The following is a 26,076-nucleotide window of genomic DNA, read 5'->3' on the forward strand; positions in this document are numbered from 1 at the left end:
CGGGAAAACCTCACGGGTGAGGAGGGCTCAATAAGCCCGAAGCCGAGGCCCCAAACGACCGCGTCACCCGCCCGTCGTCAGCGCCAGCATGACCATCGTCACGACATTGAGCCCGATCGCGTAGGTGACCAGCACCTGCAGCGCCGGGCGCAGGCGATCGGTCAGCGCGAAGGCGAGGATCACGAACAGGATCGGCAGCCAGTCCAGCGCGTAGCGCTGGACGTTGTACTGGGAGAAGCCGTTCGAGTGATAGAACAGCATCGGCACGGCCATCACCGCGATCATCACAAGGCCGATCACCACGGCGCGGCGCATCGGCGCGAAGACGGCAAGCAGCACGAACGGGCTTGCGGCGAGCAGAGAGGTGCCCGCCGAGTCCATCGCTTCGGGCACCGTCAGGGTCTCACCGCCGAACTGCAGGTGGAAGCCCTGGACGAACAGGTACAGCGCGTTGAACAGCACGTAGGCCGAGCTGAACAGGCCGTATTCGTCGATCCGGCGCGTCGACATGGTCTCGGCACCGGCAGAGGGTGGCATCATGTAGCCGTAGCCGGTGTCGGTCGGGCTGCCGAAGCGGACATAGTTGTAGGCGAAATAGATCAGCACGGCGGCGGCGACAGGCAGGCCGAGCGCGAGCGCCCGGCGCCAGTGCGGCCAGCGGAACGAGATCAGCGGCTCCTCGGAGCGCAATGCCAGCGCGAACAGGAACGGCAGCATAAAGATCGACATCTGACGGCTGAGAAACGCCACGCCGATGGCGACGCCGGCCAGGACCAGGCTGCCGCCGCGCACGGTCTCATGGATCGCGACGGCGATGCCCAGGAAGGCGACCGTCTGGGCGAAGAACCAGACGCCGTCGCCGCGGATCGTGACGTAATAGAGCGGCGTTGCGAAGGCGAGGGCGAGGACAAGCCAGACGGCGGTTTCGCGGTCGAGTCCCAGATGACCGAGGATCCGCCACCAAAGGGCGAGCGAGATCCCCGTCAAAAGCATCGCCAGCAGTATGAAGCCGGAAAATCCAGGTCCGAACAGCGCGACGAAGGGCATGACCAGAACCGCGGGGGCCGGCGGGAAGATCACCCACATCCTGTCGGCGTAGATCGCGCAGTCCTCGTCGAAACAGCCGCTGACGTCGAGCCGACCATTGAGGAAAGCCTCGGCGAGCAGCGCGTAGGTATTGGCTTCGCCCGCCTCGCCGAGGGCGCGCATGGCAAGCCCGGCGACCAGCAGGGCCGCCATCAGCGCGGCGAAAGCCAACAGTACCAGGCCGCGACGGCGCAGAAGGCCGTCGCCCGCGGATTTCAGATCGGTGATCGCGCTCATGGGAAAACCGCCATAGAAGTCTGCCTGATCGCCCGGACCTTACCGGTGCCGGGTTACCAAGCGTTTGAGATCTTCCGCGGGGCAGTTCAGTAGCCGGGCAGCACCAGCACGGTCGGCTGCACAGGCAGGGAATCGCGCGACAGCGTGACGGACGGCGTGTCGCTCAGCACCACCTCGTAGTGGTCTCCCATGCGGGTGAGGAAACGGTTCAGCGTCGTCGGCCCGAAATAGTGCATAGGGATCACCAGCGGCACCTGCAGCTTCTGCAGGGTCTCGATCATGCCCTCGACATCGAGGGTATAGCTGCCGTCGACCGGGGCGAGCACCACGTCGATACGGCCGAGCGCCTTCAGATGATCGTCGGTCAGGACGTGGTGGAGATGGCCGAGATGCAGGATGCAAAGGCCCGCCACCTCGAAGACGAACATGGAATTGGCGTCCCGGGTGACGCCGGCCGCGCCGCCACGGATATTGGTGGTGACGTTCCTGAGCCAGACGTCGTCGACGGTCAACTCCCACTTCGCCGGCTCGCCGTCCTGGCCCCAGCCGGGCAGCAGGTGTTCGATGCCCGGATCGGGACTGTAGGAGCGATGCGAGGAATGGGCGATGTTCATGGTGGCGATGCGCGGGGTCACCGGCGGACGTACGCCGTCGTTGTAATCCGTGGCGATGGTCACGCCGGCGGGGCTTTCGATGAAGAACGTGGAATGGCCGACATAGGTAAGCCGCACCGTGCTTTCGCCCTGCTCGGTGCCCTGCGCCAGCCGGAGCGCGGCGGGAACGACCGGCAGCGCCTCGAAGGCGATCAGGCGCGGACAGCGTTCCGGCTCCGTGTCCTGTGCGAGCGCCCCGGAAACGGCACCCGAGAGAATCACGAACGCGGCGAACCCCTTCGCGACGAAACCCAGCGCGAACATCGCGCGCTCCCTGTCGGTTGGCCCGGTACCCGCCGCAGTGTCTCACGCGATCTTCGCCCGGGCCATCCCGGCATGGTGAAATTCCCGTGATCCCTGGGGTTTCAGGCACTGTTGCCGCAGTGCCACGCATCCCGGTTCAAAGACGGATTGCCATTTTCTCAACCTTAACTCGCCCTTAAGCGGCCGAAATTAGCTTGCCATTTGCGTGCGGATGCAGCCGGCTGATGTTCGGTAGTGCGTTTCGGCCGGCAGCACCCGCACCATACCGTTCCCTCTGAAAAGCGAACGGGTATCGGGCGTACTCGACCCTACTGAACTGCCGTGCCCGTCGGGGCGCGATCGACAGGACGCGCATGAGCCCCTACGACCTCAGACTGAGCCCCGAAGACCGGCCCGGCGGACCGACCCATCGGTCGAAGCCGAAGTCGTCGAAAAAATCCGGGAAGGCTCCGGCATCCACCCGCCGCGCCAAGCCGCGCAAGGCCAAAAAGACCAAGCGCGCCGCGGCCCGCGGCGGCATAGGCCGCACGATCGGCCGGATGGCCTACTGGACCGCGGTGCTTGGCGTCTGGGGTCTGATCGCCGTGATGGGCGTCGTCGGTTATTTCGCGATGACCCTGCCGCCGCCGGAGGAACTGGCGGTGCCGGACCGCCCGGCCAACGTCATGGTGGTCGCCGCCGACGGCACGGTCCTTGGCAATCGCGGCGAGACCGGCGGCGAGGCGGTGCGCCTGTTCGAACTGCCGCCCTATCTGCCACAGGCGGTGATGGCGATCGAGGACCGCCGCTTCTATTCCCATTTCGGCGTGGACCCGATCGGGCTCGCCCGCGCGGCCGTCACAAACTTCACCGCCGGCGGCGTGGTGCAGGGCGGCTCGACGCTGACCCAGCAGCTCGCCAAGAACCTGTTCCTGAAGCCCGAGCGCACCATCCGCCGCAAGGTGCAGGAGGTGCTGCTGGCGCTGTGGCTCGAGCACAAGTTCTCGAAGGACCAGATCCTCGAGATGTACCTGAACCGCGTCTATCTGGGCGCCGGCGCCACCGGCGTGGAGGCCGCGGCGCGGACCTATTACGGCAAATCGGCGCGCGAAGTGACGGTTTCCGAAGCCGCGACCATCGCCGGCCTGCTCAAGGCGCCGTCGCGCTATGCGCCGACCAGCAATCCCGATCTTGCCGAACAACGGGCCCAGACCGTGCTGAGCGCCATGGTCGAGGCCGGCTACCTCACCGACGACGAAGCCAAGCTCGCGCTGATCAGTCCGGCCGAGGTGAAGCCGCGCACGCCGGGCGAATCCGCCGGCTACGTCGCCGACTGGATATGGGAACAGGTGCCCTCGTTCATCGGTGAGCTGCGCGGGGACGTGGTCGTCGACACCACCATCGACATGCGCATGCAGGAAGCCGCCGAGGCCGCGCTCGTCAAGGTGATCGACGAGCATGGCAAGGAGAAGGGCGTCTCGGAAGGCGCGCTGGTCGCCATGGACACCAGCGGCGCCGTGCGCGCCATCATCGGCGGCCGCAACTACACGAAAAGCCAGTTCAACCGCGCGGTGAAGGCGAAGCGCCAGTCCGGCTCCTCGTTCAAGACATTCGTCTATGCCGCCGCGATCGAGGCGGGCCTCTCGCCCGACACGTTGCGCACCGACGGACCGATTTCCTTCGGCAACTGGTCTCCGGGCAACTACAACGGCAAGTATCGCGGTCCGATCACCCTCACCGAGGCTCTCAAGGACTCGATCAACACGGTCGCCGTCAGGCTGACGTCGGAGGTCGGGGTCGACAAGGTCATCGACGTCGCCCACAGGATGGGCATCCGCTCGGACATCCCGGAAAACATGTCGATCGCGCTCGGCACCTCGGACGTCACGCCGCTGGAGCTGGTCGGCGCCTATGTGCCACTCGCCTCGGGCGGCTACGGGGCCGTGCCCTACGTGATCCGCCGCATCCGCACCGCCGACGGCAAGGTCCTCTACGAGCGCAACGGCGACGGTCCCGGCCAGGTCCTGTCGTCGGAGACGGTCGGCGCCATGAACTACATGCTGAAGCAAACCGTCGAGAACGGGACCGGACGGCGCGCGGGCTTCGATGCCTGGCCGGCGGCCGGCAAGACCGGCACCAGCCAGGAATACAAGAACGCCTGGTTCATCGGCTACACCGCCTATCTGGTCACCGGCGTCTGGCTCGGCAACGACGACGGCAAGCCGACCAAGAGGGTGACCGGCGGCAACCTGCCGGCAACGGTCTGGCACGACTTCATGGCCGATGCGCACGAAGGGCTCGCCATGGCCGACCTGCCCGGCGAGTACATCCCCGGCACCGGCACGCAGTACGCCGTCGACGAGACGCTGCCGTGGCTGCAGGGCAACCCGGGTCCTCAAGGCCCGACCTACGATCCGAGCAGGCCGGTGCAGGCGCAAGCGCCCCAGCAGGGCGGTGGCGGCGGCCTGTTCGGCCAGAACGGCTTCTTCAAGAAACTGTTCGGCGGTTAGCCGGGCCGGCTACTCGCCCGCGCGCGCGGCCGCGCGAACCTTCCAGCCGCCCAGATACACGGCCGCCGCGGCAAGACCGAGGGCAGCCAGGGCGACGGCGAGCGGCATCGCCTGGTTGGCGAACAACCCGGCGTCCAGGATGCCGGCGACGAGCACGCCGGCGAGCGCGGAAAAGGTCATCTGGCAGACCCCCATCAGCGAGGACGCCGCGCCGGCATTGCCCGGAAACGGCATCAGCGCGCCGGCCATCGACTGGGCCAGCGCGGCGCCCACGCCGGCAAACACGACCGTCGACATGCCGACGACCGAATAGACCCCGCCGACATCGGCAATCACGACCGCGAGCGTGGCGACGCCGCCGAGCGCCATCAGGGTGATGCCGACGGCGATGCCGGCGTCGATGCCGAAACGGCCCGTGACGTGGCGACCGGCGATCGTGCCGCCGATGTAACCGAGACTGCACAGGCCGAAGGAGACGCCGAATCCGATCGGCGACAGGCCGTAGAGGCCCTGCAGGATGAAGGACGACACCGAGATGAAGACGAAGATGCAGCCGTAGCTCAGGCAGACCAGCGACACGTAGACGAGGAAGCGCGCATCGCGGATCAGTCGGCCGAAGATGCGGATCATCCCGAGCGGCGTCGACGGCGCACCGCTGTCGGGTCGCGTCTCCGGCAGGCGCAGGGCGACGGCGGCGAACAGGATGAGGCCGATCGCGGCTGCCACGATGAACGTCGAGCGCCAGCCGAAGGTGATTTCGAGCACACCGCCGATCGCCGGGGCGACGGTCGGGACGATGCCCATGATCGAGGCCATCATCGCCAGCTCCTGGCCGGCCCGGCGGCCCGAATAGAGGTCGCGGGCGATCGCGCGAGCAAGCACGATCGGGCCGGAGGCGCCGAGCGCCTGGGCGAAACGCGCCGCGATCAACAGCGGCATCGACTGGGCGATCGCACAGAGAACGGTGGCGAGGACGAAGATCGACAGCCCGACGAGGAGCGCCGGGCGGCGACCGTAACGGTCCGACAGCGGGCCGTAGAAGATCTGCGTCGAGGCGAAGCCGATCAGAAAGGCCGACAGGGTGAGCTGCCCTTCCGTCGGCGTCGAGCCGAGCTCGGTCGTCAGCGACGGCAGCGACGGCAGATACATGTCGGTCGACAGCGGGCCCAGCGCGGTGAGCAGGCCGAGCAGGGCCGTAAGCGCGATCGTGTCGGGCCTGAACGTCATCGGACTCTACTCGCTGCGGACCGTATCAACGGGGCTCGTCGATCACGGAATTCGACAAGGTGCCGATCTCGGGAACGGCGACGGCGACGACATCGCCGGGCGTGAGCCAGCGCGGCGGATCGAAGCGGGCGCCGGCGCCGGTCGGCGTGCCCGTCAGGATCATGTCGCCGGGCTTCAGGGTCGCGAACGTGGTGATGTATTCGATCAGGCGGGCGAACGAATACATCATGTTTGCGGTGGTATCGTCCTGACGCAGTTCGCCGTTGACGGTGGTGGTGAGGTGCAGGGGCGCGGCCAGATCGATCGCGTCGGACGTCACCATCCACGGGCCGATCGCACCGGTGCGGTCGAAGTTCTTGCCCTGGGTGACGTTGAACTTGGCGTGGCGCGTCCAGTCGCGGATCGTGCCTTCGTTGGCAAGCGTCGCGCCGGCGACATGGGAGAGCGCCCTGTCGGCCGGGATGCGGCGCCCGGCCCTGCCTATCACCAGCACGATCTCGCCCTCGTAGTCGAGCTGATCGGAGACAGGGGGACGCTCGATCGGCGTGCCGTGGCCGACGAACGAATTGGGGAAGCGCACGAACATGCTCGGATAGGACTTCTCCTCCGCCCCGTCCTTGTACTCGGCGTTGCGATTGGCGTAGTTGACGCCGATGCAGAGGATCTTCTCGGGATCGGTGACGGGCGGCAGCAGCGTGACCGCGTCGAGCGCCAGATCCGGCGTGGCGCCCTCGAGGGCGGCGTGGGCCTTGTCGAGGGCGTCGGCTTCGAGCAGCGCACGAACCGTGGGAAACGCCGAAAGCCGCGCGGCCAGGTCGACGATGCCGCCATTGACGACGGCCCCCCAGGACATCCGTCCACCGGACGAGAAACTGACGATACGCATGACGGTCTCCAGATCGGTCCGGCGTACGGGCTGCGGCCGAGACCTCCGCTCGGGTCTGCGAGGCCTTCCCGGACACGCTTAGGAAACCGGCCCGCCCGCGTCAATTCGGTTTGCGAACAAACGATTTTGCCCGGCAGGGCGGTTTCCATACTCCACGCGGCGCTGCCGCCGGTGTATACACGGCCCGGAATTCGGAAGCGCCGACCACGTGAACCGGAGCGCACAATGGCCAAGCTGCTCGTCCCCGCCGCCACCCCCATCGACGCCGACAGGCGGATCGATCTGGAACGACTCGCCGCCCACTGCCATGCTTTGCTGGCCGACGGCGCCGACGCCATCGCCCTGTTCGGCACGACCGGCGAGGCCACCTCGTTCTCGGCGCCCGAACGGATGGCGACATTGGAAGGGCTGATCGCGGCGGGCATCCCCGCGGACAGGATCATGCCGGGCACGGGCTGCCCGGCGGTGACAGAAACGATCGCGCTGTCGCGCCACGCCTTCGAGCAGGGCTGCGAAACGGTGATGACGCTGCCGCCCTACTACTACAAGGCGGTCAGCGAGGACGGCGTCTTCGACGCGATGGCCTGGCTGGTCGAAGAGCTGAAGCCCCTTCATCCGCGCATCATCCTCTACCACATCCCGCCGGTCGCCCAGGTCGGCTTTCCGGTACCGCTCGTGCGGCGGCTGGCCGACGCCTTCCCCGGCATCATCGTCGGGGTCAAGGATTCGTCTGGAGACTTCGCCAACACCGAGGCGCTGCTTGCGGCCTGCCCCGACCTCGACATCTATCCGGGATCGGAGACCTTTCTGCTGCCGGGCCTGCGGAAGGGCGGGGCGGGCTGCATCACCGCGACCGGCAATCTCAACGCCAGGGCGATCCGCGCCGTCATCGACGAAACCGATCCCGGGCGCGCCGACGACCGCCACGCGGAAATCGTCGCCTATCGCAAGACCGTCGAGGCACGACCGCTGATCGCGGCAATCAAGGCCGTGCTGGCGGATCGCTACGGCGCGCCCTCGTGGCGCGCGGTGCGGCCGCCGCTGAGGGCGCTGCCGGACGACCAGATCAAGCCACTGCTGGAGGATCTGGAGAGGCTGTCGTCATAGCCGACATCGCGCACCGGCTGCTTTGGGAGGAAGCATGAAGAAGCAGGACAAAGTAATCATCACCTGCGCCGTCACCGGCTCGATCCACACGCCGACGATGACGCCGCACCTGCCGGTCACGCCCGGCGAGATCGCCGAGGCCTCGATCGGCGCGGCGGAGGCCGGCGCCTCGATCATCCACCTGCACGCGCGCGACCCGCAGGACGGCAAGCCGACGCCGGATCCCGACGTGTTCATGCAGTTTCTGCCGCGCATCAAGCAGTCCACCGACGCGGTGATCAACATCACCACCGGCGGCGGCCACGGCATGACCGTCCAGGAGCGCCTCGCCGCGCCCCTGCGCGCCAGGCCCGAGATGTGCTCGCTCAACATGGGGTCGATGAATTTCGGCCTGTATCCGATGCTCGACCGCTATCCCGACTTCGAGCACGCCTGGGAGCGGCAGCATCTCGAGAACTCGCGCGACTACATTTTCCGCAACACCTTCAAGGACATCGAATACATCCTGAAGGAGCTCGGCGACGCCCACGGCACCCGTTTCGAGTTCGAGTGCTACGATGTCGGCCACCTCTACAATCTCGCCCACTTCCTCGACCGCAAGCTCGTCAAGCCGCCGCTGTTCGTGCAGACGATCTTCGGCATCCTCGGCGGCATCGCCGCGGATCCGGAGAACGTGATGCATATGCGCCGGATCGCCGACAAGCTGTTCGGCGACGAGTGGTGCTGGTCGATCCTGGCGGCGGGCCGCAACCAGCTGCCGTTCTGCTCGATGGCCGCGACGATGGGCGCCAACGTCCGCGTCGGTCTCGAGGACTCGATCTATCTCGGCAAGGGCACGCTCGCCGAGACCAACGCCGCGCAGGTCGCCAAGATCCGCCGCATCATGGAGGATCTGTCGCTTCAGATCGCCACGCCGGAAGAGGCCCGCGTCATGTTGGATCTCAAGGGCGCCGATAGGGTCGGGTTCTAGGGTATTCCCCAGCTCACGCGGCCGGATTTGGGAACTTTCGGCCGTAGGTCGCGTTGTCCGGGCGGCCGCGTGGACGTCGGCGCGGACGTCTGTGCGTGTCCAGCTCCGTCACCCGCGGGCTCGCGCGCCGGGCATAGGAGCAAATGGGGCATAGGAGTAATTTAAGCCCGTTCGGCTATAATCACCGCCAATGCAGCGGCAAGGAACAAGGGAGTGTCGTCATGAGTGCCCAGAAGGCCAGCGCCGGCAGCAAATCGGCTTCGAGCGAATCGGTTGCCGAAAACTGGGATCGGCTGACCGACCGGCTCGCGCGGCTGCGCGAGGATCTATCCGAGATCAATTCCGCCGCCGGCGACCTCGCCAGGGCCGGCGCCGGTGAAGGCCGGGATCGCATTCTCAATGAGATCGACGAGCTGTCGCGCCGGGTCAACACGCTTGCCGAGGATCTCAGCGCGCGCGGCCACGATAGCGTTCGCCACGCCGGCGAACGCGCCAGCGCGATCGGCCACGAGCTGGAGAGCACGATCAATCGCAATCCGCTGACGGCCGTCCTGATTGCGGTCGGCCTCGGCTTCCTGATCGGCATGGCCTCGCGGGGCCGGAACTAGTGCCGATCGCCAGTCTGGTCAGGATGGCGACATCGACGGCCGTGGACATGGCCGCCGATGCCGCCCGTCCCGTGGTGCGCGATGCCGTCCGGCGCGCCGTGTTCCTCGGGATCGCCCTGGTCCTGTTCGCCGGCGTCATCGTGTTCGCGGAACTCGCATTCTATTTGTGGCTGCGCACCCAGACGGCACCGTATATCGCCGCCCTGATCGTCGCCGGCGTCACGCTGATCCTGACGCTGATCGCCCTCCTGATCGCGGTTTCCGGCGGTTCGCACAGGCATGGCCGTCCGGCGCGCACCTCGGATCAGGGTCGCGCGGCAGCAGGCTCGTCAAACCGCAATGCCAACGACGACATCGCACGGCTGGCGGCGGAGGCCGAGGCAGTCGGCGCGATTTTCGGCAAGGACGCAAAGGGTTACGAGCTGGTGCTCGGCGCCTTCGTCGTCGGCATGATGATGGGGCGGGGCAAGTAGCCCCCGGCCGTTCGGCCACCCGGGAAATCGCCTGACCGTCCTTGCAAGCCTAAAGTCGGTCCGTTCGCCTCTCAGCGGCTGTCCATGGCGATTTCGATGTGCCGGACCGCCCGTTGCAGGGCGGGAAGGAAGCGTTCGACCATGTCGTCGGCGGAGACGCGCGCGGCCTGCGCGGAGATGTTGATGGCGATGTTGGAGCGCGCGTTGCGGTTCCTTACCGGCACCGAGATCGAGCGCAGGCCGAGTTCTAGCTCTTCCGATACGATGGCATAGCCCCGGTCCTGCACCTCGTCGATGCGTTGGCGCAGAGCGGTCCGCGTGGTCAGGGTGTGCGGCGTGAGCGGCGTTAGCTTGGCCTTGCTCAGGTAGATCTCCAGTTCGCGCGGCTGCATCAGCGACAGAAGCGCCTGGCCCATCGACGTGGCGTGGGCCGGCAGGCGCGTGCCCAATCCCAGGCCGATGGTCATGATCCGGTGGCGGGCCGGCGCGCGGGCGACATAGATGATGTCCGTGCCGTCCATCATCGCCGCGGACGCGGATTCGTCAAACTGCTCCGACAGGCCGCGAAGCACATCCTGCACGATCTCCAGCTCACTCGCAGACGAGACGTAGGACTGCGCCAGCTCCAGGATCGCCGGCGTGAGCTCGTAATGCTTGCCGTCGCTCCTGGCCAGGCCGGTTTCGCACAGGGTGATCAGGAACCGGCGGGCGGCGGCGCGCGTCAGGCCGGTGCGGGCGGCGACATCGGTTATCGTCTGATGGCGATGACCGGCGTCGAAGCTGCGGATAACGGCGATCCCCCGCACGAGGGACTGAACGGTTTCGTCACGGACGGCCACGGCGCCTCCCATAAGTTCGGATGACGAACATATTATCGATATGCGAACTCGGCCGTTGACGCAACGGGTCGTCGGAAGCTCAAATCAGTTTGGCCATGTCGGCCGGAAAACTCGAGGGAAGATCCGTGGCTGCAATCACGTCTCTGTCCGAGGCGATACGAACAAACGTCCGTGACGGCGACAGCGTCGCGATGGAAGGCTTCACCCACCTGATCCCCTACGCGGCGGGACACGAGATCATCAGGCAGGGGCGCAAGCGCCTGACGCTGTACCGGATGACGCCGGACCTGATCTACGACCAGCTGATCGGAATGGGATGCGCCGACAAGCTGGTCTTCTCCTGGGGCGGCAATCCCGGCGTCGGCTCGCTGCATCGCCTGCGCGACGCGGTGGAGAACGGCTGGCCGCATCGCCTCCAGATCGAGGAGCACAGCCACGCGGCGATGGCGAACGCCTATGACGCAGGGGCGGCGAACCTGCCGTTCGCGGTGTTCCGCGGCTATGTCGGCACCGACCTGCCGAAGGTGAACCCGACGATCCGGCATGTCACCTGCCCCTATACCGGCGAGGAGCTCGCGACCGTTCCCGCGATCCGGCCCGATGTCGCCATCGTCCACGCGCTGAAGGCCGACCGGGAGGGCAACGTCCTGTTCGAGGGCATCGTCGGGGTGCAGAAGGAAGCCGTCCTGGCGGCGAAGCGTTCGGTCGTCACGGTCGAGGAAGTCGTCGACGATTTCGGCGATATCTCCCCCAATTCCGTGATCCTGCCGCGTTGGGCGGTCACGGCGATCGCCGAAGTGCCGGGTGGCGCCCATCCGTCCTATGCGCACGGCTACTACAAGCGCGACAATGCGTACTACAAGGCATGGGATCCAATCGCGCGCGATCGCGATACATTCCTTGCCTGGATGAAGGACAACGTTCTCGACAAGGGGCCCGAAGCCTATGCCCGCTACGCGGCCGACGGATCCACGGCACGGGGAGCCTGAACGATGGATCATACCGCGAACGAGATGATGACGATCGCCGCGGCACGGCCTCTGCGGAACGAGGACGTCTGCTTCGTGGGCATCGGCGCGCCGTCGGCGGCCTGCAACCTGGCCCGGCTGACCCATGCCCCGAACATCACGCTGATCTACGAATCCGGCACGATCGGCACGCGGCCGGACGTGCTGCCGCTGTCGATCGGCGACGGCGAACTGTGCGACACCGCGCTGACGACGGTCTCCGTGCCGGAGATGTTCCGCTACTGGCTGCAGGGCGGCCACATCACGCTCGGCTTCCTGGGCGGCGCGCAGATAGACCGCTTCGCCAACCTGAACACGACCGTGGTCGGGCCCTACGACGCACCGAAGGTTCGCCTGCCCGGCGGCGGCGGCGCGCCGGAGATCGCCGGCCACTGCGGCGAAATCTTCATCACCATGGCGCTGTCTCCGCGCGGCTTCGTCGATCACCTCGCGTTCATCACCTCGATGGGCCACGGCGAGGGCGGCGACCATCGCCAGCGCCTGGGCCTGAAGACCAAGGGTCCGACCAAGGTGATCACCGACATGTGCATCCTGGAGCCCGCCCCGGAGACGAAGGAACTGACCGTCGTCTCGATCCATCCGGGCGTCGCCAGGGACCAGATTACAGAGGCGTGCGGCTGGCCGATCCGCTTTGCGGAGACGGCTGTCGAAACGCCCGCCCCGACGGCAGAGGAACTGGAAACGCTGCGCGCGCTTCAGGAGCGCACGCGCCGCGCCCACGCCGCCTGACAGGCGTCCGGCCCGATATCGCCGGGGAACGATATCGGCCGCAACGAGGAGGAGCAGCAACCGATGAGCGACGCACCAGGATACCGCCTCATCACGCCGGACAGCGCGCCCGCGCATCCATTTCCGGACTATCGGTCGAACCCGCTGCGCGTGCCGAAGCGACCGTTGATGATCCTTCCGCACACGCTGAGCGAGATCACCGGCCCGGTCTACGGCCACGAGGGCGTCAGGCCGGAGGAGGCCGATCTCACCCGTCAGCACGGTGGGGAGCCGCTCGGCGAGCGGATCATCGTGCACGGTCGCGTCCTCGACGAGGACGGCCGCCCGGTGCGCAACAGCCTGGTCGAGATCTGGCAGGCCAACGCGGCCGGCCGCTATATCCACCAGCGTGACCAGCATCCCGCACCGATCGATCCGAACTTCACCGGCGCGGGCCGGTGCGTGACCGACGATGACGGCTATTACCGCTTCGTCACCGTCAGGCCGGGCGCCTATCCCTGGCGCAATCACCACAACGCCTGGCGACCCGCGCACATCCATTTCTCGCTGTTCGGGACGAGCTTCATGCAGCGTCTGGTGACGCAGATGTATTTCCCCGGCGACCCGCTGTTCCCGTTCGACCCGATCTTCAATTCGGTCACCGACGAACGGGCGCGGCAACGGATGATCTCGAGCTTCGACCTCGACGCCACCCAGCCGGAATGGGCGCTCGCGTTCAAGTTCGACATCGTGCTTCGTGGCCGCGAAGCCACACCGATGGAGGACTGACCATGTCGAAGACGACACCGTCGCAGACGGTCGGGCCGTTCTTCCATTTCGGCCTGACCGACACCTACGAGGCCGACGATCTGGCCGGAACCGAGTCCGAGGGCGAGCGCATCGTCATCGAAGGCCACGTCCTGGACGGGGACGGCGAGCCCGTGCCGGACTGCATGATCGAGATCTGGCAGGCCAACGCGGCCGGCAAATACGACCATCCCGAAGACGATCAGGACAAGCCGATCGATCCCGGGTTCCGCGGCTTCGGCCGCGTGGCCACCGATCCCGAAGGCCGCTTCCATTTCCGCACGGTGAGGCCGGGTCCGGTATCAGGCCGCGGCAACGCGCTGCAGGCTCCGCATATCCTGGTGCAGGTCTACGCCCGCGGATTGCTGAAGCAGCTCGTCACCCGGATCTATCTGGAAGGCGAACCGCTCAACGACACCGATCCGCTCCTCAACGTGATCGAGGACGCGGCGGCGCGGCACAGCCTGATCGCCAAGAACAAGGGCGACGGCCACTATCACTGGGACATCATCCTGCAGGGCGGGAACGAGACGCAGTTCTTCGAGGCGTAGGCGTCAGCCGAACAGGCGGACCAGCAGCGGCACGATCACCGCCGTCGCCAGCGCGTTGAGGCCCATGGCGATGCCGGCGAAGGCGCCGGCAAGCTCGCTGACCTGGAAGGCCCGTGCCGTGCCGATCCCGTGGGAGGCGACGCCGACGGCGAAGCCGCGCGCGGCGTAATCCTTCAGCCCCAACAGATTGAGCAGCGGCGTCGCGGTCATCGCGCCGATGATACCGGTCAGGATGACGAGCACGGCGGTCAGCGACGGCAGGCCGCCGATTTTCTCGGCGATGCCCATGGCGATCGGCGTCGTCACCGATTTCGGCGCCAGCGACAGCACGCTTTCGCGACTGGCGCCCAGCATCGCCGCGATGCCGACCGCACTGACGACAGCCGTGAGCGAACCGGCTAGGAGGGCGGCCGCCATCGGCAGGACGGCGCGCTTCACGCGTTTCCATTGCGAAAACAGGGGCACGGCCAGCGCCACCGTCGCGGGGCCGAGCAGGAAATGCACGAACTGGGCGCCGTCGAAATAGACGTCGTAGGCCGTGCCACTGACCAGCAGCACCGCGACGAGAAGAACGATGGCGACGGCGACGGGCTGTACCACCGGGTTGCGGCCGAGCCGGCCGAACAGCGTGACGCCGATCAGATAGGCGACAAGCGTCGCCGTCAGCCACAGGAGTGGAGTGGCGGACAGATAGACCCAGACGTCGCCGAGGGGCCCGGTCATCGGGGACCCTCGTCCTCGGGCGCATCGGCATCGGCGCCACCGACCATCCTCGCCACGCCGACGAAGACCAGCGCGGACACGGCGATCGTCGCCCAGGTCGACAGCAGGAGAGCGGCGAGCAGCGCCAGCCATTCCGTACCGATGCGCTCGAAATGCAGCATGACGCCGACGCCGGCCGGCACGAACAGCAGCGAGAGGTGCGACAGCAGGCCGGTCGCCGTTTCGCGCAGATCCTGCGGGATGCGACCTGTGACGCCGATACCGGCCAGAAGGATCACCAGTCCCAATACGGGGCCGGGAACAGGCAGGCCGGTCAGCCAGACGAGGACCTCCCCGGCGAGCTGGCAGGAGAGCAGGATGGTGAGGGCGGCGATCATGGCCCCGCCCCCAGCATCGGACTACACGTCCAGGTTCGACACGTTCAGGGCATTTTCCTGGATGAAGCGCTTGCGCGGCTCGACGACGTCGCCCATCAGCTCGGTGAAGATCTCGTCGGCGTCGGTCGCCTCGCGCACCTTGACCTGCAGGAGCGTACGGGCGTTGACGTCGAGCGTCGTCTCCCAGAGCTGATCCGGGTTCATCTCGCCGAGGCCCTTGTAGCGTTGCAGCGTGAGCCCCTTCGAACCAGCCGTCATAATCGCCTTGAACAGCGCCGTAGGCCCGCGGATCTCGCTCTCGGCGTCCTTGCGGCGGAAGACGGCCGCCTTGCCGAACACTTCCTGGAGGAAGCCGGTGTGGGCGTCGAGCCTTCGGGCGTCGGCCGAATTCAGCAGCGCCAGGTCGATAAAGGAGGCTTCCTTGACACCGCGGACCTCGCGTTCGAAGCGATAGCCGCCATCCTCGGTCGGAATGCCTATCCAGCCCTGCTCGGTCTCGTCGGAGAGAAGGTCGAGCCGGCGCGCGACATAGGCCGCGGCTTGCTGGCGCTCTTCCTCCGACTTCGCGGTGTCGGCGTTGAGGATGCCGGCGATGGCGGCCTGTTCGACCGTGGTACGGTGGTAGCGGCCGTGCAAACCTTCAACAGTCTTGGCGAGCGAACGCGCTTCGTCGACCGCCGCGCGCAGATCCGCGCCCGACCGCACCTCTCCGCTCGCCAGAGTCAGCGAGGCGTCGTCCAGGCCGCTGCCGATCAGATAGTCCTCGAGCGCGCGCTCGTCCTTCAGGTACTGCTCGGACTGGCCACGCTTGACCTTGTAGAGCGGCGGCTGTGCGATGAACAGATGGCCGTTCTCGATGATCTGCGGCATCTGCCGGTAGAAGAAGGTCAGCAGCAGCGTGCGGATATGGGCGCCGTCGACGTCGGCGTCCGTCATGATGATGATCTTGTGGTAGCGCAGCTTGGCGATGTCGAAGTCCTCGCCGATGCCGGTGCCGAGCGCGGTGATCAGCATGCCGACCTGGTCGGACGACAGCATCTTGTCGAAACGGGCGCGCTCGACGTTGAGGATCTTGCCGCGCAGGGGCAGCACCGCCTGGTTGGCGCGGTTGCGGCCCTGTTTGGCGGAGCCGCCGGCCGAGTCACCCTCGACGATGAACAGCTCGGACTTTGCCGGATCGCGCTCCTGGCAATCGGCGAGCTTGCCGGGCAGGTTGGCAATCTCGAGCGCCCCCTTGCGACGTGTCAGCTCGCGCGCCTTGCGCGCGGCCTCGCGGGCGGCAGCGGCCTCGACCACCTTGGACACGATCGTCTTGGCATCGGCGGGATGTTCCTCGAACCAGGTGCCCAGGGCCTCGTTGATGACGTTCTCGACGACCGGGCGCACCTCCGAGGAGACCAGCTTGTCCTTGGTCTGGCTCGAGAATTTCGGATCGGGAACCTTCACCGACAAGACGCAGGTCAGGCCTTCGCGGCAATCGTCGCCGGTCGGCGAAACCTTTTCCTTGCGCAACAGCCCGGAGGAATCCGCATAGCCCGTGACCTGGCGGGTCAGCGCGGCGCGGAGGCCGGCCAGATGCGTACCGCCGTCACGCTGCGGGATGTTGTTGGTGAAGCACAGCACGTTCTCGTGGTAGCTGTCGTTCCACCACATCGCCGCCTCCGCCACGATCCCGTCGCGCTCGCCACGAACGACGATCGGCGCTCCGATGAGCGGCGACTTGGCGCGATCGAGCCAGCGCACGAACTCCTCGATGCCGCCTTCGTAGAACATCTCCTCGCGCTTCGGCTCGACGCCGCGATTGTCGACGAGCGCGACGGTAACGCCGGAATTGAGGAACGCGAGCTCGCGCAGGCGATGCTCGAGCGTGTGCCAGTCGAACTCGGTCATCGTGAAGGTGGCCGGGCTCGGCAGGAAGGTGACCTCGGTGCCGCTCATGCCGTCGGCGTCGCCGACCACGGCCAGCGGCGCCTCGGCGGTGCCGTCGCGAAACACGATCACGTGCTCCTTGCCGCCGCGCCAGATACGCAGCGTCAGCTTGGACGACAGGGCGTTGACGACGGACACGCCGACGCCATGCAGGCCGCCGGAGACCTTGTAGGAATTCTGGTCGAACTTCCCGCCGGCGTGCAGCTGGGTCATGATGACTTCCGCAGCGGAAACGCCTTCCTCGTGCATCTCGGTGGGAATGCCGCGGCCATTGTCGCGGATCGTCGCGGACCCGTCCGGATTGAGGATCACGTCGACGCGGTCACAGTGCCCCGCCAACGCCTCGTCGATGGCGTTGTCGACGGCCTCGTAGATCATGTGGTGCAGGCCGGACCCGTCATCGGTGTCGCCGATATACATGCCCGGACGCTTGCGGACAGCCTCCAAACCCTTGAGAACCTTGATGGATTCGGCGCCGTAATCGGAACTGCGCTCAGTTCCGGGCTCGTTTTCCTGCATTCTTTGTTCCGTGTTCCTGTTCGGGGCGCTGTGCTTCAGTCGGCCTGAGCCGCGAGGCGCACCGGAAGGTGATTTAGAATCAATGACATCCTAGCATTTCGGGGGGTCGTTTGCCGAGCCCCGCCGGATGAAATTCGCTGATTGATATATGGGGATTCAGGCGGATTTCGGCAAACCCCCGGAACGCATATCGACGGGTTACGAGCGAGTCGCGATCGCTGCCGCCGCGCCCATCATGGTGACGCCGGCGACCCGGTTGAGGATGCGGCGGGCGGCCGGGCTCTCGAACAGCAGCCGGGCACGCGCGGCCAGCGCGGCGTAGCCGCCGATAACACCGAGCAGAACCACCGCCACGACCGCCGACAGCTCAACGAATCCCAGCGCCGTCAGGCCACCCAGATCGATGATGGTCGGCAGCAGGGCAAGGTAGAACAGGATCACCTTGGGGTTGCCGAGCGTGACGAACAGGCCGGCGAGGAAAGCCCCGGACCGCCGCCCGCCGCGGACCGGCAGCGCCCCGGCTTCCGGGCGGGCGAGAAACAGACGGATCGCCAGATAGACCAGATAGGCCGCGCCCGCCCAGCGGATCAGCGTGAACAGGCCACCGAAGGTCGCCGCGATGACGCCGAGGCCGAGAGCGGCAGAGGACAGATAGACGAGATCGCCTGCGATCAGGCCGAGGACCATAGGCACGGTCGGACGAAAGCCGGCACCGAGGGCGCGGGCGATCACGGCGGCGACGCCGGGCCCGGGAATGGCCGCGGCAAGCGCAAGCGCCGCGGCGAAGGTGAGAAGGCTCGTCCAGTCCATGACGACCTTGCTACAGCAAAATCCGTAGCCGGAGAAGCGCCACGGTGCCGTGGCGGGGTCGCGATGCCCCTATACCCCATGGAGGCAACCCCGGTCCCGGTCGGGAACCGGGGCGCCGTCGCCGCCCTGTCGGCGACGCCATCAGCCGCGCACGACACGCGCCGGCGGCCTATAGCGGACATCGCGGCTAGATTGCCGACAAGGCGCCGTTGGCGACCTCGAACCCCTGGGAGTCGGCGGCGATATCCGTGAACAGCGCGCGATCGGTGCCCGTCATCCAGGCCTGGGAGCCGAGCGCGAGGATCTCGGCGAACAGGGCGGCGCGCCGCATGTCGTCGAGATGGGCGGCGACCTCGTCAAGGAGAAGCAGCGGGGCGACACCACCGGAGGCCTCCCGCACCAGACGGGCGTGGGCGAGGATCAGGGCGATCAGCAGGCCCTTCTGCTCGCCGGTGGAGGCAAGCGCCGCGGGAACGTTGCGGGCGCGGTGGGCAACGGCGAGGTCGCAGCGGTGCGGACCGAGCAGCGTGCGGCCGGCCGCGGCGTCGCGGCGGCGGGCACCTTGCAGCGCCGCCCGGTATTCTGCTTCGACATCGACGGCGGCACGGCCGTCGAGGGTGGCCTCGAAGTCCCCCACGATGGCGATATCGGGATCGGGAAAGACGCCGCCGGCGCGTTCGTTCAGGGCGTCGGTCAGCCTTGCCATCGCCTGGGCGCGCGCGGTAGCGACCGCCACGGCGAGCTCGGCCATCGCCTGCTCGATCCCGTCGAGCCAGCGCGCGTCGGGACGCTGGTCCTCGAGGAGACGGTTGCGCTGGCGCATCGCCTTTTCGAAGTCGCCGACGCGGGAAGCGTGCCCCGGATCGAGCGTCAGAACCAGACGATCGAGGAAGCGGCGCCGGTCGGATGCCGGGCCGGTGAACAGGCCGTCCATCGACGGGGTGAGCCAGAGGGCGCGAACGAGCTCGGCAAGCGTGCCGACAGCGGGCGCGGGCTCATGATTGACGCGGGCGACACGGCCACTGTCGCCACGACGATAGCCGGTGCCGATGTCGATCTCGCCGGGTTCATCGGGACCGATGGGACGCGAAATCGTCGCGGCGACCGCGAACGCCTCGGCGCCCAAGCGGATCACGCTGTCGAGTTGGGCGCCGCGCATCCCGCGGCCGGCCGTCAGGTAGGATACGGCTTCGAGCAAATTGGTCTTGCCGGCCCCGTTGGCGCCGGTCAGCACGACGGGGCGAGGATCGAGGTCGAGCCGCAGATGCGCGTAGTTGCGGAAATCGGTGAGCGTCAGGCGGACGACCGCAACCCGGTCGCGGCCCGAACCGCTATCGGCTTCGCCCAAGGAGAATCCGGACGTCGAAAAACCTGAACTCGGCAGGGCCGGTGCCCTCTCTTCTGCCCGTTTCGGCGGGCGCTCCGGCGCTTGGCGTCAGGCCGCGCGCGCTTTTCGCCCGAAACGCGATGCGTTTCCTGCGCGATGCGGACCGCGCCTCACACCCGCATGGGCATCAGCACATAAAGCGACGACCGGTCGTCCTCGTCACAGATCAGCGTCGGCGAACCGGGATCGGCCAACTCGAAGCGGGCCTCGCCGGATTCGAGCTGCGAGGTGATGTCGAGCAGATAGCGGGCGTTGAAGCCGATTTCGATGGCATCCGCCGAATAGCCGACGGAAATCTCCTCGGTGGCGCTGCCCGAATCGGGGTTGTTGACGGTCAGCACCAGGCGCTCGTCGCCGATCGCGAGCTTGACCGCGCGGCCGCGCTCGCTCGACACGGTCGACACGAGGTCGACCGCCCGGGCGAACGACTCGCGGTCGACCTTCATGATCTTGTCGTTGCCGGTCGGAATCACGCGCCCGTAGTCGGGGAAGGTGCCGTCGATCAGCTTGGACGTCAGCACAATCTGGCCGATGGTGAACCGGATCTTGTTGGCCGACAACTCGATGCCGACCGTCTCTTCCGGGTCCTCCAGAAGCCGCTGCAGCTCCTGCACGGTCTTGCGCGGCACGATGATGCCCGGCATGCCGTCGGATCCGTCCGGCGCCTCGGTCTGGACACGGGCAAGGCGATGGCCATCGGTCGCCACCGCGCGCAGCATCAGGCCTTCGCCGTCGTCGACGGTGTGCAGGTAGATGCCGTTCAGATAGTAGCGCGTCTCCTCCTGGGAGATGGCGAACTGGGTCTTGTCGATCAGCCGCTTCAGCGCCGACGCCGGCACGACGAAGCGATGGCTGAAATCGCCGGCGGTGATGTCCGGGAAGTCGGATTCCGGCAGCGTCTGGAGCGAGAAGCGCGCATGGCCGGCCGACAAGACGATCGTGCTCGAATCCGGCCCCGATTCCAGCGCCACCTGCGCGCCGTCGGGAAGCTTGCGGACGATGTCGTAGACGACATGGGCCGGCACGGTGGTGGCGCCAGCCTGCGAGACGTCCGCGGCCGCCGTCTCGACCACCTCGATATCGAGATCGGTGGCCTTGAGCTGCAACGCGGCGCCGTCGCCTCGGATCAGCACGTTCGAAAGAATCGGTATCGTGTTGCGCCGCTCCACGACGCGGTGCACGTGACCGAGCGACTTTAGGAACGCGGCGCGTTCGAGCGTGACACGCATGATCAGGAATCCTGTCGTCTCGCCAACCGATCGGGAAACCGGCCGGCGTGTTCACCCCATGCCCCTACGGGGAAAGGGAAGTGAACTTGCCCAGAATGCGCGGCTTTTGCAAGAGCCGGAGAGGTAAAGGGAGGGCTTCAGCCCTCCCCGTCCTCGATCCGCCGCCTGAGCGACTCGATATCGCGGGCAAGCGACTGGTCGCGACCGATCAGGCCTTCGATCTTGCGGACCGCGTGCAGGACCGTTGTGTGGTCCCTGTTGCCGAAGCGGCGGCCGATTTCCGGCAGGGATCTCGGCGTCAGGACCTTGGCGAGATACATGGCGATCTGCCGCGGCACCACGATGGCGCGGGTGCGCCGGCTGGATACCAGATCGGAGCGGCTGACCTGATAGTGGACGGCGACGACCCGCTGGATGTCCTCGATACGGATCTGCGGACGCTCCTGGGCGGCGACGAGATCGCGGATCGCCCGCTCGGCGAGCTCGACCGTGATCGGCAACCCGGCAAAGCAGCTGTAAGCGGCCAGCCGGTTGAGCGCGCCTTCGAGCTCGCGGCCATTCGAGGCGACGTTGCGCGCCACGAAATCGAGCACGTCGACAGGCAGCTCGATCTTCTGGCCGCGCTCGGCCAGCGTGGTGACGCGGGCCTCGAGAATCTGACGCCGCAGCGGCAGCTCCTGATTGCCGATGCCGGCGACGAGCCCGCCGCCAAGGCGCGAGCGGGTCCGGTCGTCGAAACCGTCCAGCTCGGAGGGCGGCCGGTCGGCGACGATGACAACCTGACGGCAGCCCTCGATCAGCGCGTTCATGGTGTGGCCGAACTCGCGATGGGTGGCCTTGCCCTGCAGGAACTGCAGGTCGTCGATCAGCAGCAAGTCGATCGAGCGCAGCTTTTCCTTGAAGCCAATGGCCGAGTCCGAACGCAGCGCCGTGACGAAGCGGAACACGAACTGGTCGGCGGACATATAGAGGATACGGCGCCCGGGATTGGCCTCCGCGGCCTTCCAGGCGATGGCATGGAGCAGGTGCGTCTTGCCGCGACCGACGCCACCGTGGATGAACAGCGGATTGAACATCGACCCTTCGGCGCCGGACGCTGCGACGGCCAACGCCGTGTCGTGCGCGATCTTGTTGGAGACACCGACCGCGAAGGAACCGAACTGGAAGCGCGGATCGAGCGGGGCGCTCTCCAGCGCGCTCTCTGCGGCGGCCGAAACGGCGCCGAGCCGGGCCCCGGCGGCCTCGACGGGGCGCTCCTCCTTGGGCCGGCGCACCAGCGCGGGCATCGCCGGCTTTTCGCCGGGCTGAACGGTCTCCACGCCGCGCACCCGAATGTCGATGCGCTCGATGCCACCGTTCTCCGCGCGCCACAGCGCAAGCAGACGGTTGCCGTAGTTGGTTCTGATCCACATGCGCAGGAAGGGGGTGGGAACCGAAAGCACCACGGTCATGCCGGACAGCTCGACGAACGCCAGCCCCCGGAACCAGCTCCGGTAGATGTCTTCGCCGAACTCGGCGCGTAAACGCTGGACTATGCGCCCCCAGGAATCACCATGATCGCCGCTGCCCTTGCCCACAGTCCGCCCCTCGTCGCCGTTGTTGGATCCGTCCGCCCCCTCGAGAGCGACGCTGCCGGCATGCGCTGCCGGATGGTCGAACTCATCGACCTCCTGACGGCGCGCTGAGGCGCCACGTCCTCGCAAGTCCATCTTCCTTCCTTTCTCCAACCACACCCCAGAAATCGGGACCCTGTTATCCGAACGCCGGGCGTCCTCAGGATTGAACCCAAGGCAAACCCGAAGCCTTCCAGCCTTCTACGGCCCCGCGGTGCCGAGTTCCGTCGAGACGTCCCTCGAAACCGTCCGCCACATTGAAGCAGTTGCGGTAGCCGGCGGCCGTCATCGCCGCGGCAGCCGCCGCACTGCGACCGCCGGACCGGCACAGGAAATACAGTGCCGTGTCCTCACCAGCTCCGCGCCCGCCGAGCGCGCCGCGAAGCTGGGCAACGAATTCCGCGTTCCTCAGCATGCCGGGGTAACGCTGCCATTCGAGCAGGAGCGCTTCCTTCCCGATCGACGAAAGATCGGGGACACCGACAAACATCCACTCGGCCTGGCTGCGCACGTCGATGAGGAGCGCATCATGATCCTCGGAAAGCCTGCGCCAGACTTCGCTGGCCGGCACATCCGCCTGGTAACCGCCAACCGACATCCACACACAGCCCCGCATTCCACCGGAGAGGCAATCACGCCCCCGGCCTCGAACCACACTACCGATTTCAAGCAATACCCGTTCGGCGGATCGCCGGACGGGCCGATATCAGGCTAAAAACACGCCTGTTCCGCCCACACACTTGCTAGGCACAAATACTATCTCAACCGAAAGTATAGACACGACAAAAGCTCTCCGCCGCTTGTTTACCAAGCCCTTAATTCTTGCCAAAAAGGTTGAGTACTCTACGGCCGCCCCGATGACTTGGACTTTACACAGGGGGCCCGATAAGGGCAACCGCTGCGGCGTCAAAAATCTGCGGCATAGACGACGCATTCCCGCATGGCGCGCCACTGCGCCGAGACCAACCAACTGACGAGTCAGCGAAAACCGGACCGCCGTTACTTCGCGGCCACTACCGGAAAATTTGCCATCGCGCCCGTACCCGGCCATCGTTCCGCCACCCGGGCCTCAGCGGGAATCCGGCCCTGCCGACCGTCGTGTCGCCAAGCCCTTGAAATATCAACAGAACGACTGCGCGAAATGACGATGCCCGCTCTGCCACAATGCGCACGACGTGCGTTCCGCCATAAGGCATTGAAAAACCGGCCATCCTTGCGCCAGAGGCAATTGCCGACGCCAAATCCTGCCGCGCCGGCCGCATCTGGACAAAGAAAAAGGCCCGGCGATCGGCCGGGCCTCTCGATCCCACTGACCGCAGTGTCGGCGACGGCCTATCAGGCCGGCAGCGCCTTAACCCGGGCAGAAAGCCGCGACACCTTCCGGGACGCGGTATTGGCATGCATCACGCCCTTCTGGGCAGCGCGCATCAACTCCGGCTCGGCGGCGCGGAGCGCCTCGGTCGCCTTGGTGCGGTCGCCGGCGGCGATCGCCGCTTCGACCTGCTTAACGAACGTGCGCACGCGGCTCTTGCGCGTCTTGTTGATGGCCGTCCGTCGCGCGATCTTGCGCGCCGCCTTCTTGGCCGACGGGGTATTCGCCATAAAGCATCTCCGAAACTGGCCGGCTCGGGGTCTAGTCCCGCCACGCCGCGCCAAAAACACCAAAGGCGGCAGGCACGCAATCCCACCGCACGTCGGCGGGTGTATAAACGGTTCCCCTTCGCCCCGTCAACCGGGCTCAACGGTTGCGGAAGTTCGGGCTGCGCTTGTCGATGAAAGCCTGCATGCCCTCGCTCTGGTCCTCGGTGGCAAACAGCGAATGGAAGACCCGCCGCTCGAAGCGGACCCCCTCCGACATCGTGGTCTCGTAGGCGCGGTCGACCGACTCCTTGATCATCATCACGGCGGGAAGGGACATGTCGGCGATCTTGGCCGCCACATCCATTGCCGTGTCGACCAGCTCGTCGGCCGGTACGATGCGACTCACCAGCCCCGAGCGCTCCGCCTCAGCGGCATCCATCATCCGGCCGGTCAGGCACATGTCCATCGCCTTCGACTTGCCGACGAAGCGCGTCAGCCGCTGCGTGCCGCCGGCGCCGGGCATGACACCGAGATTGATCTCGGGCTGGCCGAACTTGGCGGTATCGGCGGCAATGATGAAGTCGCACATCATGGCGAGCTCGCAGCCGCCGCCGAGCGCGTAGCCGGCCACCGCCGCGATGATCGGCTTGCGGTTGCGCGAGACGCGCTCCCAGGGGGTTATCAGGTCGGTCAGGTAGGCTGTGACCGACGTGTAGGGCTGCATCTCCTTGATGTCGGCGCCGGCGGCGAAGGCCTTCTCGCTGCCGGTCAGGACGATGCAGCCGATGTTCTCGTCGGCCTCGAAGCTATCGAGCGCGGCGTTCAGATCGACGAACAGGCCGGAGCTCAGCGCGTTGAGGGCCTTGGGCCGATTGAGCGTAATCAGCGCGACGCGGCCGCGCGTCTCGACCAGGATGTTCTCGTAGGCCATTTTCACTCCCCGGGCTGACGTTGCGTTCGGGCGATAGCGCTACAGGAGCGCCAGCCCGTCTGCAACCCGACCGCTGGTCGCAGGCGAGGATCGCACGCTCAGCGCTGACAGCGGGGGCAGTAAAAGGTCGAGCGGCCGGACTGGACGATGCGCCTGACGGTGCCGGTGCAACCCGGCGTCCGGCAGGGCTCGCCCTCGCGATCGTAGACGCGGAAGGTGTGCTGGAAATAGCCGAGCGAACCGTCGGTATGGACGTAGTCACGCAGGCTCGAGCCGCCGGCTGCGATCGCTTCGGCGATGACATCGCGGATCGCCACAACCAGTCGCTCGGCGCGGGGCCCGGGCTTCTTCCTGGGGCGCGCGGAGGATAGTGTGCCGGCCGGGCGGGTCGGCGACAGGCCGGAGCGATGCAGCGCCTCGCACACATATATATTGCCGAGGCCGGCGATGATGCGCTGGTCGAGCAACGCCGCCTTGAGCGGCGTCACCTTGCCGCGGAAGGCGGTCTCCAGGTAGGCCGCATCAAGCGTATTGCCGACCGGCTCGACGCCGAGATTCCTGAACAGGGCGTGTTCCGTCAGTTCGGCCCGCGGGATCAGCGACATGAAGCCGAAGCGGCGCGGATCGTTGTAGGTGATCCGCGTTCCGCTCGACATATGAAAGACGACATGGTCGTGCGCGGTCGCCTTGGACCGGGCATGGTGGAAGGCGCCGGGCGTCGCCTCGTCTCCTTCCGCCTCGATGCGGAACGAACCGGACATGCCGAGATGCATGACCAGCACCTCGCCGTCGTCGAGATCGGCCAGCAGGTATTTCGCCCGCCGGCCCAGACCGACAACCGTCCGGCCCCTGAGGCGCGCGCCAAACGCCATGGGAAAGGGAAAGCGCAAGTCCGGGCGGCGCACCTCTATGTCGTCGATGCGCGCGGCGCTCATCGCCGGCTCCAGGCCGCGGCGCACTGTCTCGACCTCGGGCAGTTCGGGCATGGTCTTCTGTTCGCAGGATTTTCAGTAACCGATCAGGGTCGCGAAGATAGCGCGCGGC

25 protein-coding genes are annotated in these 26,076 nt (G+C 66.8%); 9 read left to right on the top strand and 16 right to left on the bottom strand.

Annotation, left to right across the window (positions count from 1 at the left end; translation table 11 throughout):
• Window positions 1–63: 63 nt before the first annotated feature.
• Together MUB46_RS09465 and MUB46_RS09470 are read right to left on the bottom strand one after the other, a co-directional pair.
• A complete protein-coding gene (locus tag MUB46_RS09465; RefSeq protein ID WP_261615656.1) occupies window positions 64–1,323 on the bottom strand; it encodes a glycosyltransferase family 39 protein in 1,260 nt (419 codons plus the stop codon).
• Between the two features lie 86 nt (window positions 1,324–1,409).
• Entirely contained in the window at window positions 1,410–2,240 is an 831-nt protein-coding gene (locus MUB46_RS09470) for an MBL fold metallo-hydrolase (RefSeq protein WP_261615657.1), read from the bottom strand.
• Between the two features lie 353 nt (window positions 2,241–2,593).
• On the opposite strand from MUB46_RS09470, the gene MUB46_RS09475 reads away from it, so the two are divergent.
• Window positions 2,594–4,729, top strand: a complete 2,136-nt coding sequence (locus tag MUB46_RS09475; protein WP_261615658.1) for a transglycosylase domain-containing protein — start codon at window positions 2,594–2,596, stop codon at window positions 4,727–4,729.
• 9 nt (window positions 4,730–4,738) lie between these two features.
• Here the strand turns inward: MUB46_RS09475 and MUB46_RS09480 are convergent, their stop codons facing one another.
• Window positions 4,739–5,956, bottom strand: coding sequence for a multidrug effflux MFS transporter (locus MUB46_RS09480; RefSeq protein ID WP_261615659.1), 1,218 nt, complete (start codon window positions 5,954–5,956; stop codon window positions 4,739–4,741).
• Between the two features lie 25 nt (window positions 5,957–5,981).
• Window positions 5,982–6,842 carry a fumarylacetoacetate hydrolase family protein gene (locus tag MUB46_RS09485; protein WP_261615660.1) on the bottom strand — a complete coding sequence of 287 codons (861 nt, stop codon included), beginning with the start codon at window positions 6,840–6,842 and terminating at the stop codon, window positions 5,982–5,984.
• A gap of 225 nt (window positions 6,843–7,067) precedes the next feature.
• On the opposite strand from MUB46_RS09485, the gene MUB46_RS09490 reads away from it, so the two are divergent.
• The 4 genes from MUB46_RS09490 to MUB46_RS09505 all read left to right on the top strand — a co-directional run bounded on the left by MUB46_RS09490 (window position 7,068) and on the right by MUB46_RS09505 (window position 10,000).
• The gene (locus tag MUB46_RS09490) at window positions 7,068–7,949 is read left to right on the top strand and encodes a dihydrodipicolinate synthase family protein (protein ID WP_261615661.1); all 882 of its coding nucleotides are present in this window, start codon (window positions 7,068–7,070) and stop codon (window positions 7,947–7,949) included.
• 34 nt (window positions 7,950–7,983) lie between these two features.
• A complete protein-coding gene (gene kce / locus MUB46_RS09495; protein WP_261615662.1) occupies window positions 7,984–8,919 on the top strand; it encodes a 3,5-dioxohexanoate:acetyl-CoA acetone transferase in 936 nt (311 codons plus the stop codon).
• A gap of 221 nt (window positions 8,920–9,140) precedes the next feature.
• Window positions 9,141–9,527 carry an ElaB/YgaM/YqjD family protein gene (locus MUB46_RS09500; protein WP_261615663.1) on the top strand — a complete coding sequence of 129 codons (387 nt, stop codon included), beginning with the start codon at window positions 9,141–9,143 and terminating at the stop codon, window positions 9,525–9,527.
• Complete coding sequence (locus MUB46_RS09505; protein WP_261615664.1) at window positions 9,527–10,000, top strand: phage holin family protein; 474 nt, start codon at window positions 9,527–9,529, stop codon at window positions 9,998–10,000. The genes MUB46_RS09500 and MUB46_RS09505 overlap by 1 nt, the downstream gene beginning before the upstream one ends.
• Window positions 10,001–10,071: 71 nt before the next feature.
• Here MUB46_RS09505 and MUB46_RS09510 read toward each other — a convergent pair whose 3' ends face one another.
• On the bottom strand, window positions 10,072–10,839 hold the full coding sequence (locus tag MUB46_RS09510; RefSeq protein WP_261615665.1) for an IclR family transcriptional regulator domain-containing protein: 768 nt from the start codon (window positions 10,837–10,839) through the stop codon (window positions 10,072–10,074).
• Between the two features lie 125 nt (window positions 10,840–10,964).
• Here MUB46_RS09510 and MUB46_RS09515 point away from each other — a divergent pair, with 125 nt between their 5' ends.
• The 4 genes from MUB46_RS09515 (at window position 10,965) to pcaG (ending at window position 13,933) form a co-directional block, all read left to right on the top strand.
• Window positions 10,965–11,828, top strand: coding sequence for a CoA transferase subunit A (locus MUB46_RS09515; RefSeq protein ID WP_261615666.1), 864 nt, complete (start codon window positions 10,965–10,967; stop codon window positions 11,826–11,828).
• Between the two features lie 3 nt (window positions 11,829–11,831).
• On the top strand, window positions 11,832–12,596 hold the full coding sequence (locus MUB46_RS09520; protein ID WP_261615667.1) for a CoA-transferase subunit beta: 765 nt from the start codon (window positions 11,832–11,834) through the stop codon (window positions 12,594–12,596).
• A 63-nt stretch (window positions 12,597–12,659) separates the two neighbouring features.
• Window positions 12,660–13,364, top strand: a complete 705-nt coding sequence (pcaH, locus tag MUB46_RS09525; protein ID WP_261615668.1) for a protocatechuate 3,4-dioxygenase subunit beta — start codon at window positions 12,660–12,662, stop codon at window positions 13,362–13,364.
• A 2-nt stretch (window positions 13,365–13,366) separates the two neighbouring features.
• Window positions 13,367–13,933 carry a protocatechuate 3,4-dioxygenase subunit alpha gene (pcaG, locus tag MUB46_RS09530; protein ID WP_261615669.1) on the top strand — a complete coding sequence of 189 codons (567 nt, stop codon included), beginning with the start codon at window positions 13,367–13,369 and terminating at the stop codon, window positions 13,931–13,933.
• 3 nt (window positions 13,934–13,936) lie between these two features.
• Here pcaG and MUB46_RS09535 read toward each other — a convergent pair whose 3' ends face one another.
• From MUB46_RS09535 to mutM, 11 genes are all read right to left on the bottom strand, one after another.
• Complete coding sequence (locus MUB46_RS09535) at window positions 13,937–14,656, bottom strand: LrgB family protein (protein ID WP_261615670.1); 720 nt, start codon at window positions 14,654–14,656, stop codon at window positions 13,937–13,939.
• Window positions 14,653–15,033, bottom strand: a complete 381-nt coding sequence (locus MUB46_RS09540) for a CidA/LrgA family protein (protein WP_261615671.1) — start codon at window positions 15,031–15,033, stop codon at window positions 14,653–14,655. The genes MUB46_RS09535 and MUB46_RS09540 overlap by 4 nt, the downstream gene beginning before the upstream one ends.
• Window positions 15,034–15,054: 21 nt before the next feature.
• On the bottom strand, window positions 15,055–17,481 hold the full coding sequence (gene gyrB / locus MUB46_RS09545; protein ID WP_261615672.1) for a DNA topoisomerase (ATP-hydrolyzing) subunit B: 2,427 nt from the start codon (window positions 17,479–17,481) through the stop codon (window positions 15,055–15,057).
• 198 nt (window positions 17,482–17,679) lie between these two features.
• Complete coding sequence (locus MUB46_RS09550; protein WP_261615673.1) at window positions 17,680–18,291, bottom strand: LysE family translocator; 612 nt, start codon at window positions 18,289–18,291, stop codon at window positions 17,680–17,682.
• A 187-nt stretch (window positions 18,292–18,478) separates the two neighbouring features.
• On the bottom strand, window positions 18,479–19,639 hold the full coding sequence (gene recF, locus MUB46_RS09555; RefSeq protein ID WP_261615674.1) for a DNA replication/repair protein RecF: 1,161 nt from the start codon (window positions 19,637–19,639) through the stop codon (window positions 18,479–18,481).
• Window positions 19,640–19,788: 149 nt separating this feature from the next.
• The gene (dnaN, locus tag MUB46_RS09560) at window positions 19,789–20,907 is read right to left on the bottom strand and encodes a DNA polymerase III subunit beta (protein WP_261615675.1); all 1,119 of its coding nucleotides are present in this window, start codon (window positions 20,905–20,907) and stop codon (window positions 19,789–19,791) included.
• 137 nt (window positions 20,908–21,044) lie between these two features.
• Entirely contained in the window at window positions 21,045–22,616 is a 1,572-nt protein-coding gene (dnaA, locus tag MUB46_RS09565; RefSeq protein WP_261615676.1) for a chromosomal replication initiator protein DnaA, read from the bottom strand.
• Between the two features lie 64 nt (window positions 22,617–22,680).
• Entirely contained in the window at window positions 22,681–23,118 is a 438-nt protein-coding gene (locus MUB46_RS09570) for a rhodanese-like domain-containing protein (RefSeq protein WP_261615677.1), read from the bottom strand.
• A gap of 737 nt (window positions 23,119–23,855) precedes the next feature.
• A complete protein-coding gene (gene rpsT / locus MUB46_RS09575; RefSeq protein WP_261615678.1) occupies window positions 23,856–24,122 on the bottom strand; it encodes a 30S ribosomal protein S20 in 267 nt (88 codons plus the stop codon).
• A gap of 136 nt (window positions 24,123–24,258) precedes the next feature.
• The gene (locus MUB46_RS09580) at window positions 24,259–25,032 is read right to left on the bottom strand and encodes an enoyl-CoA hydratase (protein ID WP_261615679.1); all 774 of its coding nucleotides are present in this window, start codon (window positions 25,030–25,032) and stop codon (window positions 24,259–24,261) included.
• 98 nt (window positions 25,033–25,130) lie between these two features.
• Entirely contained in the window at window positions 25,131–26,018 is an 888-nt protein-coding gene (gene mutM / locus MUB46_RS09585; RefSeq protein ID WP_261615680.1) for a bifunctional DNA-formamidopyrimidine glycosylase/DNA-(apurinic or apyrimidinic site) lyase, read from the bottom strand.
• Window positions 26,019–26,076 lie beyond the last annotated feature (58 nt).

This window comes from Microbaculum marinisediminis, from assembly GCF_025397915.1.
In the GTDB taxonomy this organism is placed as follows: Bacteria; Pseudomonadota; Alphaproteobacteria; order Rhizobiales; family Tepidamorphaceae; genus Microbaculum; species Microbaculum marinisediminis.